Source organism: Pseudomonas sp. A-B-19 (genome assembly GCF_019947515.1).
Classification (GTDB): domain Bacteria; phylum Pseudomonadota; class Gammaproteobacteria; order Pseudomonadales; family Pseudomonadaceae; genus Aquipseudomonas.
Genome location: NZ_JAGYGN010000028.1, coordinates 31,655 through 50,056 on the forward strand (window position 1 = coordinate 31,655; position 18,402 = coordinate 50,056).

The 18,402-nt window shown below is 57.9% G+C and carries 21 protein-coding genes; all 21 read right to left on the minus strand.

Translation table 11 applies throughout. The features are described 5' to 3' along the window. Nucleotides 1–22: 22 nt before the first annotated feature. Entirely contained in the window at nt 23–595 is a 573-nt protein-coding gene (locus KGA81_RS24500; protein ID WP_223549291.1) for a hypothetical protein, read from the minus strand. Continuing rightward, nucleotides 595–3,237 carry a phage tail protein gene (locus KGA81_RS24505; protein ID WP_223549293.1) on the minus strand — a complete coding sequence of 881 codons (2,643 nt, stop codon included), beginning with the start codon at nt 3,235–3,237 and terminating at the stop codon, nt 595–597. Before KGA81_RS24505 ends, KGA81_RS24500 begins: the two co-directional genes overlap by 1 nt. Next, a complete protein-coding gene (locus KGA81_RS24510; RefSeq protein WP_223549295.1) occupies nt 3,230–3,841 on the minus strand; it encodes a phage tail protein I in 612 nt (203 codons plus the stop codon). The genes KGA81_RS24505 and KGA81_RS24510 overlap by 8 nt, the downstream gene beginning before the upstream one ends. A gap of 1 nt (nt 3,842) precedes the next feature. Beyond that, nucleotides 3,843–4,721 carry a baseplate J/gp47 family protein gene (locus KGA81_RS24515; RefSeq protein ID WP_223549297.1) on the minus strand — a complete coding sequence of 293 codons (879 nt, stop codon included), beginning with the start codon at nt 4,719–4,721 and terminating at the stop codon, nt 3,843–3,845. Further along, nucleotides 4,718–5,044: a GPW/gp25 family protein gene (locus tag KGA81_RS24520; protein WP_043302559.1), complete on the minus strand. Its 327-nt coding sequence runs from the start codon at nt 5,042–5,044 to the stop codon at nt 4,718–4,720. The genes KGA81_RS24515 and KGA81_RS24520 overlap by 4 nt, the downstream gene beginning before the upstream one ends. A gap of 13 nt (nt 5,045–5,057) precedes the next feature. Next, nucleotides 5,058–5,279 carry a hypothetical protein gene (locus KGA81_RS24525; protein ID WP_223549299.1) on the minus strand — a complete coding sequence of 74 codons (222 nt, stop codon included), beginning with the start codon at nt 5,277–5,279 and terminating at the stop codon, nt 5,058–5,060. A 58-nt stretch (nt 5,280–5,337) separates the two neighbouring features. Then, nucleotides 5,338–5,898, minus strand: a complete 561-nt coding sequence (locus KGA81_RS24530) for a phage baseplate assembly protein V (RefSeq protein ID WP_223549301.1) — start codon at nt 5,896–5,898, stop codon at nt 5,338–5,340. Further along, entirely contained in the window at nt 5,865–6,428 is a 564-nt protein-coding gene (locus KGA81_RS24535) for a hypothetical protein (protein ID WP_223549303.1), read from the minus strand. The genes KGA81_RS24530 and KGA81_RS24535 overlap by 34 nt, the downstream gene beginning before the upstream one ends. Next, nucleotides 6,421–7,056, minus strand: coding sequence for a hypothetical protein (locus KGA81_RS24540; protein ID WP_223549305.1), 636 nt, complete (start codon nt 7,054–7,056; stop codon nt 6,421–6,423). The genes KGA81_RS24535 and KGA81_RS24540 overlap by 8 nt, the downstream gene beginning before the upstream one ends. Continuing rightward, the gene (locus tag KGA81_RS24545) at nt 7,053–7,367 is read right to left on the minus strand and encodes a hypothetical protein (protein ID WP_223549306.1); all 315 of its coding nucleotides are present in this window, start codon (nt 7,365–7,367) and stop codon (nt 7,053–7,055) included. The genes KGA81_RS24540 and KGA81_RS24545 overlap by 4 nt, the downstream gene beginning before the upstream one ends. Before the next feature lie 2 nt (nt 7,368–7,369). Next, the gene (locus KGA81_RS24550) at nt 7,370–8,365 is read right to left on the minus strand and encodes a major capsid protein (RefSeq protein ID WP_090455570.1); all 996 of its coding nucleotides are present in this window, start codon (nt 8,363–8,365) and stop codon (nt 7,370–7,372) included. A gap of 63 nt (nt 8,366–8,428) precedes the next feature. After that, a complete protein-coding gene (locus KGA81_RS24555; protein ID WP_218478722.1) occupies nt 8,429–8,773 on the minus strand; it encodes a head decoration protein in 345 nt (114 codons plus the stop codon). Beyond that, complete coding sequence (locus tag KGA81_RS24560) at nt 8,770–9,918, minus strand: head maturation protease, ClpP-related (RefSeq protein ID WP_223549309.1); 1,149 nt, start codon at nt 9,916–9,918, stop codon at nt 8,770–8,772. The genes KGA81_RS24555 and KGA81_RS24560 overlap by 4 nt, the downstream gene beginning before the upstream one ends. Then, a complete protein-coding gene (locus tag KGA81_RS24565; RefSeq protein WP_223549311.1) occupies nt 9,915–11,399 on the minus strand; it encodes a phage portal protein in 1,485 nt (494 codons plus the stop codon). Before KGA81_RS24565 ends, KGA81_RS24560 begins: the two co-directional genes overlap by 4 nt. Next, a complete protein-coding gene (locus tag KGA81_RS24570; protein WP_027923826.1) occupies nt 11,399–11,605 on the minus strand; it encodes a phage head-tail joining protein in 207 nt (68 codons plus the stop codon). The genes KGA81_RS24565 and KGA81_RS24570 overlap by 1 nt, the downstream gene beginning before the upstream one ends. 52 nt (nt 11,606–11,657) lie before the next feature. After that, complete coding sequence (locus KGA81_RS24575; protein WP_223549313.1) at nt 11,658–13,667, minus strand: phage terminase large subunit family protein; 2,010 nt, start codon at nt 13,665–13,667, stop codon at nt 11,658–11,660. A 3-nt stretch (nt 13,668–13,670) separates the two neighbouring features. Next, nucleotides 13,671–14,270, minus strand: coding sequence for a terminase small subunit (locus KGA81_RS24580; RefSeq protein WP_223549315.1), 600 nt, complete (start codon nt 14,268–14,270; stop codon nt 13,671–13,673). Nucleotides 14,271–14,737: 467 nt separating this feature from the next. Further along, nucleotides 14,738–15,184, minus strand: coding sequence for a DUF1737 domain-containing protein (locus KGA81_RS24585; RefSeq protein ID WP_223549317.1), 447 nt, complete (start codon nt 15,182–15,184; stop codon nt 14,738–14,740). Nucleotides 15,185–15,312: 128 nt separating this feature from the next. Next, nucleotides 15,313–15,648: a phage holin, lambda family gene (locus KGA81_RS24590; RefSeq protein ID WP_104449534.1), complete on the minus strand. Its 336-nt coding sequence runs from the start codon at nt 15,646–15,648 to the stop codon at nt 15,313–15,315. Nucleotides 15,649–16,176: 528 nt separating this feature from the next. Then, nucleotides 16,177–17,055 carry a DUF4435 domain-containing protein gene (locus KGA81_RS24595; protein ID WP_223549319.1) on the minus strand — a complete coding sequence of 293 codons (879 nt, stop codon included), beginning with the start codon at nt 17,053–17,055 and terminating at the stop codon, nt 16,177–16,179. After that, on the minus strand, nt 17,052–18,314 hold the full coding sequence (locus KGA81_RS24600) for an AAA family ATPase (RefSeq protein ID WP_223549321.1): 1,263 nt from the start codon (nt 18,312–18,314) through the stop codon (nt 17,052–17,054). The genes KGA81_RS24595 and KGA81_RS24600 overlap by 4 nt, the downstream gene beginning before the upstream one ends. Between the last annotated feature and the right edge of the window lie 88 nt (nt 18,315–18,402).

Sequence of the window (18,402 nt, forward strand, 5' to 3'; positions counted from 1 at the left end):
CGCCTCGGCAATGCGAGGCGTTTTAGGAGGTACTTGGTGCTACAGGGCGCTCTTCCTTGGTAGGAAATAAGGCGCTGGCTGGCCAGGCCCGCAGCTCGTTGCGATAGGTGCGCCAAGCCAGCTCCGTGTTGAGCGCGGCTGGGTCAGCATCCAGATGCTTGTCGATCTCTCTGCCCGCCCAATGCAGTTCATTTTCGATCCATGACCGTTCTCGCTGGCTTTGAATCGCCAGATCGCGCGCGGCATCCAATACCCAAACAAGACCATTCCAGACATAGGCCGCACTCGGTCGCGGCAAGGTCGTCAGCTCGGCCGGTAACTCGCCTGGCATCGAGTGCATCACCTCGGCACCATCAGTGGTGCGGAAAGCCACGCCCCGGAAGTCGGGCACGACACCCCATGCATCCTGCTGCCTAACGACCACCTGTTGTTCCGAAGCTTGTGGTGGTTCATCCAGCGTTGCGCCAGCCGGTAGACCGCAGCCCCGGCTCACATAGATTTCGTTCTTTCCGAGGTATTCACCAGTGGTTTCACTGAACGTGTAAACGTCGATCCAGCCACTCTCATCAAAAAAACCATTCACTAAAGTAGTCATCAGTACATCCTGCAGATGTAGTTGTAAGCCACGTTACGCATACGGGTTTCCGTACTCACACGGGCGACGGCTGAAGGATTGAAAGTTACAGACATGTTGCCCGTTGTACTGACTCGTGGTGCAGCGGGTATATCACTCGTCATGTAACCAGTAGCCGTAAATACGCCGGTCGCGGTATTCACAAGCAACATCGAATCATCGTCCTGTAGCCTGAGTTCACCCGTCATGTTTTGTAGCGTGTCGAGTTGAAGGCTCAACACGGGGCGCCCAGAGTCGGGGTCAACTCCGCGCCCGCCATCCAAACCACGAATCGACTCGGCGCGCATGTCTGGCAGGAAGCCGCTGGGATACACGGCTGCCAATGCCGGGTACCACTCGACATTGAACGGCTGTCCCCCCATCAAAACGCATTTGTCGGGTGGCGTAGCGGTTGGCCATGGAAACGGCACGCCAATGGGAAGCGAAAATATGGAAGCAGGATCAAAGGTGGTTTCGGTCCAGATACCCCCGAAATCCTGCGCATCAACCTGTATTTTTATTTTGCCCGAGGCGTTTTCATAGCCAATGTAGATTTTGTTGGTGTCCTGACCCGCCACCCCACCTTGCTGCACGGGAGTGAAACCCAGTGCCGCCTGGTACGCAGCAGGGTCAAAGTTACTAGTGTCCCAACCCGTTACCCACTCACTGAATACGAATCCCTCTGGGGTCCGAACACCGCCACGAGTAAGAGTTGTACCGGTGTTATAGCCGATGATTTGTTGCCAGAGGGTGTCTTGACTGACCGCAACCAGCATGGGGGAGAATTGGCCGCCCTCTGGAACGTTCGGGCCGGGGTTCACCCGATAAATGCCCACGGTGGTGATTGTGTCTAGATCGGTGCCTTCGGGAAGGATAATCCCCCCTTGGCCCAAGCCATATGCCCCCGCGAGCAGTACGTGGCCTGGGGTGTCATCTTGGGGAGAGGTTTGTTTAACCAGATTGCTGGAATCCCACACGCTCTGCCAGTCGCTCCAGGCTCCGGTGGCAAAGTCCCCAGTTCGGTAACGGTAGGCGCTCGCGCTGTTCGCCACCCGCGCCTCTTGATAGGCCAGGTTGCCATACGATCGTTCGATGTGGACCATCAGCCCATGATCACCGCCGGAGATGTTCGGACGGTTCAGGGTGTCGGCCGTATAGGTATAGGTGCCACCGACCTGAGCGGCGTTGAAGTCATTGCCCGGTAAATTGGGGGCTACTCCTCCGACGCCAAATGCACCGTTGAGCAAGACGCGCCCAGCGCCAGCATCGGTGGTGTTCGTTTGTTTAATCAACGAACCACTGTCCCACTGCGTTTTCCAGACCGACCAGGTTGAGCCGGAACCGCTGCCACCACGTGTGAACAACACCCCGGTGTTGTATTGCACGACCAGTTGCAGCGTCACGTCCCGCCCATTGCCGACGATCAACGCGGAGTTGGTGCCGCCCGATGGCCCGTTTTCCGGCGTTCCTTCAAGGCGATAAAAACCGCTGGTTCGGATGGTGTTGAGGTCAGTACCGTCCGGCAGGCTGATACCCGCCCCGCCCAAGCCAAAGGCGCCCACTTTCATCAGCGCATCCACCGTGGCATCGTCCAGATCGGATTGCACGTCCGCCATCGCGGCGGTTCCCAACCCAAGGTTGTCGCGAGCCTCAGCCACATCCTCGACATCGGCGAGATTTTCACTCACGGCCAAGGCATCGGTGATGCCGTAGCCGTCCAGGGTGGTCGGGTTGGTGCCAGCGATCACCCGCCCAAGGGCATCGACGGTGACACTGCGAAACGTGCCAACGCCGCCCCCACTGCCGCCCGCGATCATTTCGAATTGCAAACCGGTGGTGCCGAGGGTGATCGGCGCGTCGGTGACCAACTGCCAGAGGCTGTCGCGATTGACGGTGCCCTCTTCCACATGGATAAACAGCCCCGGGGTCACTTCCAGGCTGTTGTCGGCATCATCCGCCCGTGCCCAGCCTTCGACGCTGACCACATAGACACCGTTGTCCTGCGCCTGCGCCTGAGCGGTCACCAGCACGCGATCACCGGCGGCCACGGCCACGTCATCGATGGTCTGCACATTGCTCAGGGTGATGGGAACCGTAGCCGCCACCCGCGCTGACTGTTTGTGATCCAGCTTGGCCAGCTCCTCCTGGATCTTGAGGTCCACGTATTCACGCGTGGCTAACACAACGGCCGGGTCGATCTTCAGCACGATGTTCGCCGAGCTGCTGACGATGAAGTTCATCCGCACCACTTGGGTCTTGCCACTGCCCTGGTCCAGCAACGGTTTATAGCTCGGCGCGCAGTTAGCCACCGCCACCAGGTCGCCGTCGACATCGTACAGGCCGATCTCGCGAATCCATTCACCGCCGACTTCGGGCGGTATGATCTGCTCGGTGATGACGGTGTTGGGATTGGCCGGATCGACGCGGATCTGGTTGATCGGCGCCCGGCGCCATTCGTGGACCAGCTGGGTTTGCAGACGGTCGGGCATCGGGTCGGTACCGTTGGCATCACCCAGGCCCATCTCGGTGAACATCCAGTCCAGGCCCATGGCGATGGCATTGGCGTGCTTGGCTTCACCAACCGCCGTGAGAATGGCAAAAAACTGACTGGTTTTATCAATCATAGGGATAAACGTCCAAAGTATCGGTTTCATCGACGCAGAGCGCCGGGCCAAAAGTGCCGGTCACGTCGATGTCTTTCGGGGCCGGCGGGTACACGTCGATCTCTTCACCTTCTTGCACGCACACGGCAATGCCCAGCACCCCCTCGGTCTGCAGGCTGAGCGCCAGATTGGTCATGTGTCGGCTGACCGGACGGGCGTCGTCGATCAACCACGCCAGTTCCTCGTACAGTTCCTCGGTGATGCCGGCGTCATTCAGCCCAACCTCCAGAGCGAACGTGCCGGGCACGCCTTCCGGCACGGTGTCGAACCATTCCACGACATCGATCAGATAGCCCAGGGGCTCGACCACCCGACGCAGCGAACCGATGGTGCCTTTGCGTGCATGCACGTCGTACGCCGAACGGATCGCCGTGCGTTTGGCTTCCTGTGTCCAGTTGTTGTTCCAGCGGTCCACCGACCAGGACCAAGCGAGGTACGGCATCAAATGCTCGGGGCAGGTATCGGCGTTGTACAAACTGCGCAGGGGAATCAGCGTGTTTTCGTAGTTGGCCGCCTCGACGGCCAGTTCCAGCGACGTGCTGTTGAGCGGTAACTGGCTGCTCATGTCAGGCCCCCAGCGTCACGCTGTAACCCGTGCAATACGCCGCCTCGGCCTTGCTCGGTTTGATGTCGGTCCAGCCCAGCAGCTCAACCCGGGCGATGCCGGGTACGTGCAATTGCGCATCGACCCCCGAGCGCGCCACTTCCAGACCTAGGCGACGGCGCGGGTTGATCCACTCGCTCAGGCGTTTCTCACTTTCAGCCAGGTAGGCCTCGTTCTCCGGACCCGGTGCCTGCGGGTACAGCACCGCTTCAATGCGGTAGTCGATGACCACGGCGCTCTGCACCGTGAGCCGATCGGCCACCGGCCGAACGTCCTCGTCATTGAGGTGCAGGCGGACCTGCTCCAGCAGTTCCGGCGAGGCCGCGCCACTGCCTTCGAGGCTGAGCACGGTCACCACGACTACAGCCGGCGACGGGCTTTCCGCTGTGGCATCAGCCACCAGACCCGAGGCGTTACGCGCATGCAGGATGTAGCTATTGCGCGGCCCCGCGGTGGTCAGTCCTTCATACGACAGCTGCACCCGTTCACGCAGGGCATCGTCCTCTTCGAGCACCTGCGGCGTCGGCGGCACCGTGCTCGGATCTCCCGCCTGAATCACCAGGCGCTGCAGGTTGACGTTGGCGGCCAGGTGATCGAGGTCGGCCCGCTCGGCATGGGCCAAGAGTAAGGCCTTGCCCGCGTCGTTGACCCGCGCCCGGTTCAGCAAGGCGCCATACGCGGCCTGTTCGATCAGCTTGAGCACCGGATCGCTTTCCAGCTCCGCGCTCCAGTTGTCGCCCATGCTCAGGCGGAAGGCTTCCAGTTTCTCCTGGTAAACCGCCTCAAAGTCGAGGTCCTCCAGCACTTGCGGCGGCGGCAGGGCCGCCAGTTCCATGGTCATGCGGACACCTCCAAAGTCACGTCGCTGCCCAGGTACTGCCCGGTCAGCTCAAAGGTGATACGCCCGTCGAGGATGGCCACGGCGCGCACCCGGCCTAGCTTCAGGCGTGGCTCCCAACGGCCTAGGGTGCTGGCCACCTCGGCCTGCACGGCGCTTTTCCAGCCGTCATTGACCGGCAGGTCGACAAAGCGCCGCAGCTTGCTGCCGTACTCCGGGCGCATGCGTCGGCTGCCCAAGGGCGTAGACAAGATGTCCTCGATGGACTGACGCAGGTGATCGAGGCCGGAAATGAGTTGGCCGGTGCGGCGGTCCAGTCCGATCATCCCGATCATGGGATCAGCCCTCGACCGCGACAAAATCCTTGCGGCCATGCAAATACTCGAGCGCGACCGTGTCATCCGAGGCCACCGCGACCTGGCCTTTTTCCACTTTCAAGGTGCGCTCGGCCTCCAGCAGAATCAGCACCCGCGAGGTATACAGCGTGTCGCGAAAGAGGCTCAGCGTGGCCGGCGCGGGCGCCTCACTGACGGCTGATACTTCCTTGGTTTTGCTTGTCATGGATTTACTCCAGGTATAAAAAAACCCGCACGCGGCGGGCTGAAGGTGAATGTTTCACTCAATGCGAGTGGTTGCTGCTGTTGCCCCCGGCGTCCAAGATCGTGCCGGCGCCGCTGATGTCGCCGGATACACTCAGCGCACCGTCGATGCTCACCTCACCCGACAGCGTGATCTGGCTGGCCGTCACCCGGATTTGCTCCGGCGTCACTTCAAACTGCGAGCCACCGACCGTGATCGTCGCGCGGCTGCCGTCGGGTAACGCGATGCTGTAGCTGCCGGCTTGCCAGTCGTAGACCAGTGAGCCGCCATCGTCGAAGTACCAGGCCTCGACGTGATCGCGGTTGTCCGGCGGGGCCCCGGCGTTGCCATACAGCCCCGGGATAAACGTGCCCATGGCCGGATCACCGCTGGGACTGAACAGCGCGCCCTGCTCCCCCGTGCTCGGTGCACGCCAATGACGGGCCTTGCCCGCGGCCAGGCTGTGCCAGCGCACCCAGGCACTGACCCAAGTGCCGGCCTTGACCCGCACCCGGCCGGCCATCAGATCAATGCCGACCACCACGCAGGGCATTAGCATCGCCGCGATCATCCGGTCATGTTCGGCGCTGGCGTATCCCATGCCAGATCCTCCGGCTGAAAGTAGTGATCTTCATTGCCGGTACCGGTGCAGCCATCGACGTTCAGGTACAGGGTGCCCGGGGGCTCGATAGGCCAAAGCCACTCAACCTCGCCGAGGTAGATCTGCTGGGTCCATTCCACCGTCCACACGGTGTAGCCATCCAGTTCGGGTTTGGTCCAGTCCTGACGCGACGCCACAAACTGCGCCTGTTCGACGTTATCCAGCCCCCAGGTCTGCGCTCGCAATAGAACCGCAATTTGTGCCGCCAACTGCGCACCCAGTTGCTGATGGCGGGCCAACTCGGGCGCGACAATGACCCGCGCTTCAAAGCGCTGGATCAACACGGTTTCACCGGTGCCGATGTCGGGCCCGGGCTCAAACTCAACCGGCTCGAGAAATACCGCCGGCAACGCTATCCGGTCCTGAATGTCCGGACAGGTCGCCACAAACCTCACCGAGGGCAGTGCCTGGCGGATGTGGTCCTCGATGGCGGCGTACAACGCATCCAGCGAAAAGGCAGGATCAGACACGGGCACTCCCCTTCAGGTATTTGTGCAGTTCAAAGTTCATCTCTTGTTTGAACACGACCAGTAGACGCTCGTCGGCCTTGTTGGCCCAGGTGTAAAACGGACCTTCAACGTCTTCGAGCGAGACCTTGGCCTTGGCCAGTGGAAAGCGATTGTCGTTTTCCGCGATCCAGCCCGAACTTGTGCCTCCACCCGCGGACGCGCTGCTGCCGGGATAGTCATCCGGGTTGAAATGCTTGCTGGAGGTGCGGATCCAGATGTCCGCCTTGTTGCCATAGACGCGCTTGTAAAAGGCGCCCTGGTAGCGCCGCCCCGCCACCGAGACACCGGCCTTGCCCTGCCGGGGATTACCAATCCGGCTGGCCTCCATCGGGTTGGTGCCAAACCAGAGTTTGCCCAACTGCCCTTGGCCTTTGATGGGATAGCTGCGCAGGCGCTGACGCACCGCCCGGACGGCGATCCGCTCCTGTTTACTGACATCGCGCGCCATGTGCGTGGCCAGCCAGCCCAACGTCTTGTTGATCGCCCGTCGTTGCGCCGCGGCAGCGGCCTTGGGCACCACCTTGGCCAGACTGTCGAAGGCCTGCATGTCCTTGGTCGAGAGTTGCAGCGAAACCGGAACGGCACTCATGCTTTTAACCTCAACGACAAGGCCACCAGACCATCACCCGCCGGTTCCAGGTGAATCAGGGTGTACTCCCCGCCACCGTCCAGAACAGGTAAGTCGATGAGCACTGTCTGCGCTTTTTCTACGCCCCCGGCATCGGCCACGCGAATATGAAAGCATGGCTCGCGTAGACCGGTGTTCAAGCGGCCGACCTTGGGTTGCAACCAAGGCGCCGAGAACATACCCAGCACGCGACGGCCTTCGATGAAGCCGACATCGGCCAGGGTGTCGAACACCACGCTGTCGATCTCCGCGACCAGGTCTCGAAAGGCCATGGTCAGAGCGTCAGCAGGATCTGTGCCCGTGGACGCGTGCACAGGTGCAACGGGTTGGATTGGGCTTCACCGGCCATGCCCTTGTTGAACGGCAGTGGTTCCAGCTTGCTGTAATACGGCAGGCCTTGAGTATTGGCCGTCTCCATGTAGTCCGCCGGAGCAAAACAGGAGATGTACAGATCCGGCACGCCTTCGGGAATCAACAGGGCTGTATCGTCATGAATAAACGACACACCAGCGATGCGCCCGCGGTAGCGCTCCCAGACGATGCCACCGAGCTCGAAGCTGTCCCGCGCATCACCACGCAATTCCGCGGCCTGGATCGTATTAAGGTAGGTTTCTTCAACCGATTTGTGCGTGATCAGCTTGTTCCAGAAGTTCTTACCGCAGAAGGCTCGCGCCCCGGAGCTGGTGACACTGCCGAGCTCATCGTCCTGCATATCGAGTGCTTCGGCACACTTGACCCGAATCTTGGTGGCTGAGTCATTCAGGCCCATGGACAAACTTTGTTGTTCCACACCAAACGCCTGATAGATGTTCAGCAGGACCGTCGAGCCATCCGCGTCCAGCACCAGACCGTTCAGCGCGCCCATGCGCTGGAATTCATGGGTGGCATCGAGCTGACGCTTGGCCTTGCTCAGGCGCGTGTTGACCACGCCTTGCACGGCCTGCAATTCGGTGGTCGTACCAAAGGCGCGAATGCCCTGAATTTCGTCGGCCTTGATAGTGAAACGCTGCGGCAGGTGCACGGTGTTGAACGGGATCATCTGACGCTTGCTTGCACCCACGACCAGACCCGAGGTGCCGCGCTCACCCGCCGGCACCAGGGCCAGGGTGTTGCCGTCCTTTTCGATCTGCACGGTCAGGGTGCTGATCCCTTCCTCGCGAAACAGGCCAAGGCTGCTGATGCGGCCCGGTAGGTATTCCTGCTCATTGATCGCCGCAGTCAGCGAAGACACGGAAAAAACATCGTCGGTAAAAATGCCAATATCGGCCATGAAGGAACTCTCCAGAAAAGCAAAACCCCGCTCAAGGCGGGGTTTGGATGAAAGGGAAATGCCTTAGCGGGCAATCACAAACTGTGCCGCCAAGGCACCCTCGGCCTCAGCATCGAAACCGGTCAAATGCACCTCGCTGACCTCGGCCAGCCGCACCACGGCACTGGCGCGACGCTCTTCGGTCGATTCGCCCAGTGGCCCGTAGAGGATGCAGGCCGCCACTTCGGTGCCGTCAGTAGCGGCGGGATCGTAGGGGGCAAACTCATTGGTCGCCGTGACCAGCCCCAGTACCTGACCAGCATTCAGTGCGGCACCGGCAGCCACCAGAATGGATTCACGAGAGATCTTCCCGGCCCCTTCCGAGAGCAGAAACTCGCCGGCGTGTAGCGTTTCGTACTTTACGGTCATGCTCGTGCTCCTTTTGCACTTTTGAGTTGCCCTGCATGGGCGGCCTGACGGGCCGCCCAGATCGAAGAGGGATTCGGTTGTTTCGCCAACACCTTTGGTGCAGGGTCATCGTCGAGGGGTACGCTATTGTCGATTTCGAAACCGTTGCCGCTGCTGACGATCTTGTCGAACAGCCGCGCGCGTACCGCGGGCTCATCCAGCCCAGCGGCCACATACTCGAGGCTAAGTTCTGGCAGTCGTGCCGCGACACACAGGTCATGCACCGCCTTGGCCCGGGTCAGCCCCGCCTGGACGATTTCTTCGCTTTCAAGCTGGGTCGAACTGAGCAATGGCGCGACCAGGTTGCTGATCCCCGCCTCCGTGCAACGTTGAGTGATCAACAACGCCAGCTTGGCCGAATCCATCACTGGCTTGGGTGGATCGTTTGGCGCCGGCTCCGGATCTGGCTCAGGCAACTCATCGAGCTGGGCCAGCAATTCAGCTGGGGTGTGCTGATAACGCTGCATCACCCCGCCCTGCCCCAGACACGCCTTGACCTGCACCCCGTCGCCCACCTCATCGGCCAGCCCCAGAGCCACTGCCTCACTGGCTGTCAGCCAAGTTTCGGCGGCCACCAAACCCCGTAACTCCACCTCATCGATGTCCGGTGCCTTGGCCTTGTAGGCCGCGATGATCGCCTCCATGGTTTGGTCGAGGACATCCGCCACCTTGCGAAAGCTCTCGGCGTCGCCAGCCGCATAGGTCCACGGGTTGTGGATCATCAACATCGCATTGGACGCAATCACCACCTTGTGGGCACCGCACACCGCGACACTGGCCGCACTCGCCGCCAATGCATCGACACGCGCCGTGCAACGTTCGCCCAGCCGCGACAAGGTGTTGTGCATGGCCAACCCGTCGAACAGGTCGCCGCCGATGCTGTTGAACGCCGCGATCACCGGCGACACGCCGTCGTCGACCGCGCGCAGATCCTGCATGAACTGACTGGCGGTAATGCCCCAGGTGCCGATTTCGCCATACACAAAAACTTCAATCACCCGCTCGGTCGCTTCGCCGCTGGCGTGTACGGCGTACCAGCTTTTATCCTGCACCGGCACTTGCTGGCCGGCCTTGTTGTAAATGCGCGGCGGCGTTTTCTTGCTCATGTCTGCTCCTTGTCGTCGAACGCCTGGAGCAGTTCGACGAGCGTGCTGTAATTAAGACCTTTACCCCGAGCGCGCTCGGCATCGGCGGCGTTTTCTTCGTCCACCGTTTCGGCGTCATAGCCGGTACGCAGGACCATTTCGCTGCGCGAGGCAAAGCCGGCGTTCACTTCCATCGTGCGTGACTGAACATCCTGAACCGGATGGATGTACGCCCAGCCTTGGGGCACCCAGCGTGTACGCAGGTACTCACGGCGGCGCTGGGCATAGTCCGGCAACAGCACGGCGCCACTGAGCACGGCCATATCCATCCACGCGGCCCGCACTGGGCGACATAACTGGTGCACATACACACCGAATTGCAGCTGCTCAAGTCGACGCCGGAACTCGGTGAGCACCACCCGTAGCGCGCGGTCATTCACTTCGCGCATGTCGCCAGTGAGGATCTCGTACGGCATTCCGGCGCCGGCCGCCGCCGCCATCAATTGCTGACGCATGAAATCCGGGTAGTTGTTGCCGGCATCTGGCGGCGAGGAAAACTCGACCTCCTCGCCCGGCAACAACTCCTGCATGGTCCCGGGCTCCAATGCCACCATCGGCGTGAAGCCATCCGAAGCGAGGTTCAGTGGCGCTCCGGTCACTGGGTCGACCGGCGTCTGGATGTCATCCGGTGATGGCTTCTTGATGAAGCCGGCGAACAGGTTGGCCACCTCTTGGCGGAACAACACCGCATCGTCGTAGTTGTCCAGGCTGCGCAGGCGCTTGAGCACCGGCGATAAACGCGGCAGACCACGCAGCTGACCCGGTTCGACCGGCTCAAAAATGTGCAGCACCTGGCTCGCCGGTACGCGCACCAGCTGGTTGTAGCCACTGTTCAACGACGCGGCATCGCCGGGATGCGAGCGATACATCCAGTACGCCACCCGGCGACTGTCCGGGCTGAACTCAATGCCGGCGCGAATGACGTTGCCGTTACGGGCCATTTCGGACTTGTCGTGTGGCACAAACTCCGGCGCCAGCACCTGGAGTTGCAGCGGCACCACCAGCCCCTCATCGAGGCTGCGCGGGCGCAGGCGGACAAAACATTCGCCGGCCGTTTCCACCGTCCGGGCAATCAACGCCTGCTGTCCGTAGAAGTCGGTGAGACCATCGGCGTCGGATTCTTCGGTCCAGTCGGCCCAGAGTTCCTGCAGCAGATGCCGAAGCTCGTCATCCTGGGTTTTCGGCCGCGGCGTGATGCCGGTGCCGATCAGGTTGCTGACCCGCTTGTCGATAATGTTGAAGGCGTACGGGTCGTTGCGCACTGCCGCGCGGGAACGCGAGCGCAGGTTACGCAGCGCCGGAATGGCAATGCTGTTGAAACCGGCGTCGGGCGCATCCCAACTGGCGGAACGACGCCCTTCAGCCGCGCCTTCATAGCTAGCCTTGATGTTCGAGGGAATCAAGAATCCGCTGCGGCCCAAGGTTGGAAAGTGACGAGCCATTACAGTCCCTTGCCTCCATGGTAAAGCCGCACGATGCGCGAACGAGGTCCGGCCGCCGCGATCAACGAGCTACGAATTTCGTCGCGTGCCCTGAGCAATTCGTCGATGTCGCGGTACTCGACGTTGCGATCGGCGTAGCGCACGATTTTCTCGCCGCGCGCAATTGCCTTCTCGACCGCATCGAGTTGCTGTTGGGTAAAGGCCATGGGATCGCTCTAAAGTAATAAGACAACGTGAGTTGCAACGGTGCGCTTTCACTCAGCGTCGTTTTTTGAGGTAGCCGCTGCTGGAGCTTCGACGCTGTGGCGGCCGTGCAATCGGCAGCAGTACTGCGGCTGGCTTGGCCGGTGGCGGTACGGAATCAGCCGGTTGCGGCGGTGATGGCGCCGGAGCGCGGACACGTTCGACTGCTATGGATTTTTCACTTGTAGGCGCCGCCTGCAACAGGGCGCTTCTCACCCGTTCCCAGTCGTGTTCCTTGTAGCGATTCAGGCCCAGGTAATGCGCCATCGCCAGGCTGTACACCATCAAGTCGAGGGCTTCGTTGCGCTCCGCCTTGCCCTTGACCCATTCGATTTTTTTGTAGCCTTTGATGTACCGAGTCACCTTGCGCTCGGCGACGCACTGGGCGAAGAAATCATCCGGCAGGTCGTTGGCAAAGTGCAGCGCGCCGGGACCGTCCTCCACCGGATAGCGGTTGTAAATCCAGTCCTTGGCCGTATCGGTACCGATGAACCATAGCTCGACACCTTTGCGCTCGGTCAGGCCTTTCCACGTGACATCCATCATCGATGGCCGCTGCGCAATCACCGGCCGACCCGACTTGCTCGCGCCCTTGACCGCGAAGATGTTGCGCCAGCGCCGTAGCCGGCAGAACTGGTACACCTCGTCGGTGTGGTTGCCACCGGAGTCGATGCCAGCCGCGCGAATCGTTAATTCCGCACCACACGGATGCGGATAACGCGCCTTGAGTTTGTCATCGAGCACTGACCAGGTGCGTTCGTCGGAGGGATCGCCCCAGATCACCTGATAGTCGATGATCCAGCGCTCCATGCCGGCCCCCCAACCCACCACCATGAACTCCAGCCGGTTGGCCTGGACATCAACCGCGGCTGTGAGCATCAGCACGGCGAATGGCATCGACCCCAAACCATAGGTTTCCAGGCGGGCCCGAGCCATCAGCACATCGGCTTTGGTCTGCTCTTGGGCGCTGTCCCAGACCTTGGCCAGACGGGTGTTGTAGAACACCTGCATCGGCTCCAGATCGCCGCGGGACATGGCGGTTTTGGCCTTCTCAAACTGCTTGGCCAGCGCGGCCCAACCGGTCCAGCCGGGCGGCGAGTACAACGCATTGAGATTGAAGCCGACGGTTTCACCATCGCCCTGGGCATGGGCCCGCCACTCGCCCTTGGCCAACATTTCACCCTTATGGTGTTCCTCGATCAGCACATCACAGTTCGGCCCGGCGCACTCGTAGTGTGCCAATTGGCAATCCGTCGAGTAATGCAGGCGTTCCCACTCCAGGACTTGCATGTGCCTGCAATTCGGGCACGGCACGTAGTAAAAACGCTGGTCGCTAGTCTCGAACAGATCGGCAATGCGCGAGGCGCCTCGGATCGTCGGCGAACTGGAAAAGTAGAACTTGGCGTTACGGCCAAACGTACTGCCCCGAGTTTCAGCCAGTTCAATCGGATCGCCCTCCTCGCCCACGTCCACCACCCAGCGATCCACCTCATCGCCGTAGATGTACCGGGCCGACAACTCCGACAGGTTCGCTGCCGAACCGGCGGTGGTGACATACAGCGAACCACCTTCGAACTCTTTGGTGTCCATGGTGTTGCGCGCATCTCGCGAACGGTTCGCCGCCACTCGTTCACGCAGCACCGGGGTGGCCTTGATGGTCTTGCCAATGCGCGACGAGACTCGTTTGGCCAACCCAAGACTCGGCAACAGCGTGAGAATGTTGGACGGCGCCATATGGATCAGGCCACCAATCCAGTTCAAGGCAATCTGGGTTTTCATCAACTGCGAGGCCACCATGGTCACCACGCGCTTGCACGGATGTGCCGGCGACAGGCAGCGCATGGGCTCGCGGGCATATGGTGTCCGTGCAGTGCGGTACTGTCCTGGCTCGGCAGCCCCAGCATCCCGCGGAATGCGCATGAACTCGTCAGCCCACTGATCGATCCAAACATCCGGCTCTGGCCGCAGCCCGCGGAAATAAGCCTCCCGGTACACCGCTGCACCGTCGGGCATTTCCGCTGACATGGATTAGCTCGCTGCAGTCAAAGAATGGATGAGATCTGTCGAGGACATCCGTTCGGCATCGTCCAACACCCGGCGCAATGAGGCAGTGAGGTGCTTCTCGATTTGCCAGTGATCACTCATGGCGGCCAATTCGGGGGCCAACTGTGGCGGCATACCCAGCAACAGATCCCGTAACATCCGCCCGGTCGTGTATGCCGCCGTTTTAACGGCCTCCAACTCGACGTGGGCGCCGCGATTCTTGTGAAACTCGCTCTCGGTCAGGCGTGACTCATAAAACTCGCGATAGGCTCGAGACTCCTGAAAGTCCGGAATGCCTTCGATGGACAATGGCGCCTGGTGCGAAAGAACGGCTGAAGGCTCGTATTCAATCTTAGGTGCCGGGGTATTGCCTTCCGGCCTGCGCTGAATCCGTTCGCGCTCATGTCGCGCCGCCACATTGGCTTTGCTCGGATCCGCGGTGCTGAACAGCAATCGGTCCGTGGCCTCGACATCCACCATGCCGTCCGCCAACAGAACCAGACGACCGCTCTTGGCCAACTTCGACACATAGGGTTTCGACCAGCCTTGGCGAGCCGCGAACTCCGCTTTGGTGAGTGCTGTCATGTCCATGCCTTACGGTTAACCCGGCTGGGCCGAGAGTTAACCGAGTAAAATAGTCGGTTAACTCCTAGGTTAACCACCTCAAGACCACGGCCCGTCTGGCTTTCAGCCAATTCCATAGCCTTTCAGTCATTTGCTTAGTTAACTCTTGGTTAACTGCCTTAGTTAACCAAGCTGAAAGGCACGGCCCGCCTGACTTTCAGCCGACTCGACAGTTGGCTGAGTTAACCAGGTTAACTCCTTAGTTAACCGCCCTGTAAGCCGCAGCCCATAAGGCTTTCAACCCGGTTAACCCGGCGAGTTAACCAGTTAACTAACTTTGGCCGGGTGCCGCTAACGCGTTTGCGCGAGTCTTATGCCCCGTGTTCCTTGGAAGTTGCCAGGGTCCCCGGTGGGTTTGGAAACCCTGATCCTGAGCAGATTGAAGATCGCGTTTGAAACGGAGGCAGTCGAGATTGTGGATGTGATGCTCATGCCGGTAGCGCTGCAATCTGGCGGGCAATCTCGTCATGAATCAGTTTGGCCGACCAGGTATGCGCGACGAGGTCTATACCGGCTTCCAGCATCGCGGCATCGCCCTCGGCTGGAATAGCTGGTTTGTCACTCAGGTCGTTGTAGCTGCCCGAGAAGTCCGAAGTCCCACTGCCTGTAACGGCACGAGCAGCGGCGGCGTCGACACTCACCAACACGGCTTTACCGACATCCGTGGCGTCCGTGATGCTGTCCGAGGTTATGTCGCCTGGTGCTCCACCGACATTGCTCGATCCCTTCACCACAGCCTGAAGCACTTGAAAGCCTTCGGTGATGGAAACAGGGCTTCCGTATGGCTGCCAGCCTTCGGCAATGGCCTGTGCCAGCTTGGCCGTCAACTCCTCGGGAGTGTTGGCGACGACCGTTTCGTATTGGGTGTAGGCCATTCTCTAAATCTCTCGATTGAATGATTGAGCGGCGAACGGCTGACATGCAGGCGAATCACCACAGTGGATGTGGCCCGTGACGGCGTAGGCCAGCAGGAGCACAAGAGGCAGCACCCAAGGACAGCGCTTCACGGCGCCGAATCCGATTTGGGAAACTTGAAGTCTGCGAACCGATCAGCCAGATCGGCGATCTTCTTCACACCAAGAAATCCGATGAACACACCCGCAGCCGTGGCGAAGTTCTGCGGTAAGCCGAAGTACTCCAGTAACGGAATCAAGCCAATGGTGATCAGCGTGCACAGCGAAGCCTCAAGCAGCGCCTGTCGTCGTGTGCCGCCGCCGTAAATGATCCGCAAGGCACCGACGACGAATGACAACGCTCCGGCGTAGATCGTCGGCGCGTGCTGACCCAGCCACGCGAGAACAAGCAACCATGTATCTGGTTTATCGGGCATGTTGGTCATCCGGGTCTCTCCCCTGTTCGGGAAGCTCAATAGATTGGATCCAGCAGCACTTCCCAGCTCGGAGCGAAGGGCGTGGCGGAACCAAAAACGAAAAAGCCCTGCTCGCTGGCAGGGCTCATAAATGGGCACAAAAAAAACCGACTCAATGGTCGGGTTCTTGGAAGGCGTTTCGCTGCGTTCACAGCAACACACGCTGCTATAAAAGCAGAACTATTCCGCGCGGAAAAGGCTTTTTTCGTAGTAAATACGAAATTGCACCCGACTTATCTCACGTTTTGCATTCGCGCGGACCAACTGAGGCGTGAAATTTGCTCATCAAACTCCAACCACGTAGGGCAAGGGCTATACACTCAGTCCCGCGCGAAAAACACCAATCGGCCCGGAGGTAGATGCTCGATCGAGATAGCTTTGGGTCGATGCGAGCGAGGTCTCTTCTGTCCGATAGTGGATACTAAACTCACTATCTCATGAGCTTGAAAATTAACTTTTAGCACCTACAAGCGGAGCAGCTACGAGCAACACCTAGCCTCATTGCAGACTAGCCGATAAAGAATCCACAACTGCGGAATAGTAATTATATATATCAGGATCCGCACTTAGATCAGCGTACTGAAAATGCTCAGCAACCATAACATCAGCCATTTCCCTAGAAAGATTTTTTTGGCCGGTCACATCCTTAAAGCAGTCAGTGAAAATATTATAAATAAACATTGACAAAAGCTTTCCATAACAATCCCTTTCAGGGATGACTCGCTCATCTCCTATGTATCTGAATGGATTAACCCTATTTGCTTTGATTCCGGATATCAATGCCTTAAAGGCGTCCCTTTTCACTCTTAATCGATGAGGGTTTCGCGAATCAACGATCGCCCAGAATTTTTCACGATGAACGCCCTGAACTCTAGCAAGGGAACAAAGAACATCAACAAATACAAGCCTGTTAAAATCAGAGAAAAAATTTCGACATTTATTGCGAATATCATCAGCAACTTCTGGAGAAACGCCCTCCACTGAAATTCTTTCAAGCTTAGATATTATTGACTCTGCTCTCCATGCATCGTTCTCCCAACTATAACCATAAGTATATAAAACACAGGGATGTTTGATTAAGCAATTTCTATGATGATCATGATCTCTATCCATCACAACGATTGAATTTGATATTTTCGATGCTTCTACATCCTGAGCGAAGGGAATTAAATTAACCTTAGATCCCATCGGTCGAAATGTGCAATTCAGACCTGGAAAAAACCTTGAAAACACCCCTTTCCAAAAAATAGCATCTATCGATGTTCGACTTCGCCCCAAAGCCTTATCAAATTCTCCGCCCTCTGAGTACACCACATATTTGACACCCAAAAACGCAGCAAGATTTGACCTGCCTGAATTAGTTCTTGTAAAAGTCATTTTATGCAGCGATCCATGTGAATTAAGCAGCTCTGATCAGGGCCGACAACATCTGGTGAATGAGTAGCAAACACGACTTGGGCTGCAGGATTTAAACTCTTTATATTCTTAGCAAGTGACTCCTGCCATGCCACATGCAAAGAAATTTCTGGCTCGTCGGCCATGTATATAAAAGTATCACCTTCTTGCAACAGTGCTTCACCAAGAATAACGATTATTTGTTTTTCGCCGGATGACAATTGAGTAGGCTTCAAATGCTTACCCGATTCGGTTTTTATTGAAATCTCGTTTCGCTCATTTAGGAAGATGGTTTTTTTCAGCAAAAGATCATTCAATATTGATACAAACAAATCTCGAGATGCCAAAAGCTTTTTCTTATCAGCAGTAATTCCTTCCCAGAAATCGACAGTACTCTCAATTCGATGCAACGAAAATAGCGCCATAATTTCACTAGGCTTAAGCTCTTCAGTCCCTGTCATTTTCCCCCGAACAGTATCTAGCGTTCCAAAATGATCTTCTACTTTTCGCTGATAATTTTTTTTATCTACCTTGAACTCTGAAAATATTTGCAGTAACGCTTGTTTCTCGCTTCTTACTTTTTCTACATCGGGCAGATGGGCCAGCCTATCTCCTTCCTTGATTAAAAGAGACAAAAACACCTGCTCTTGAAATTTCTCATAGAGAGTATTGACTTTTTTGCTCAGGGAAGACAAATACCTAACTAGCCTATTGGAAAAATCTTCAAGCCTTAGATCCAGAGGATCTATCGAACTTTCAAACTTTAAATTGGCCGCCCGATGCACTGAGAGCCAAGTCAAAGAGACCATTTCACCCAAGTGCGTAACTAGTGTCCTCCCTGCATTCGTGTTACCTGCCAAATGCGCCCGCAAGAAAAATGTGTTCTTATGCGCACTATCATAACCATCAACTTCACTTAGTACATACGCATAAGGCTTTTCGGTAGAGGACTGTATAATTTTATAATCACAATGAAAAAACGGGACACTTAAGTTCTTTGTAACTTCTATGTAAGGTTTGCGCTTGGATTTTGGATCCTTCAGATTTACACGAACATATTCAAATTCTAATTCAGAAAGATACTCTTTATCGGCGCGCAACACGCCCGCAATAATTTTTAGAGTGGTAGATTTTCCGGAGCCGTTTGGACCTATAATAAAGTTAAGGTCATCATTTGTCTTGAACGAAATTTCATGACTTCCCCAAAAACCTCTGATAACGACACTTTCTATAATATTCATAGCATCCTAATTGCTCGAGCCCTGACGAATGGCAGCATAATGGCACAGCGCGATTAGCTTTTGAATATCTCCGATATGGGTCTTAGCT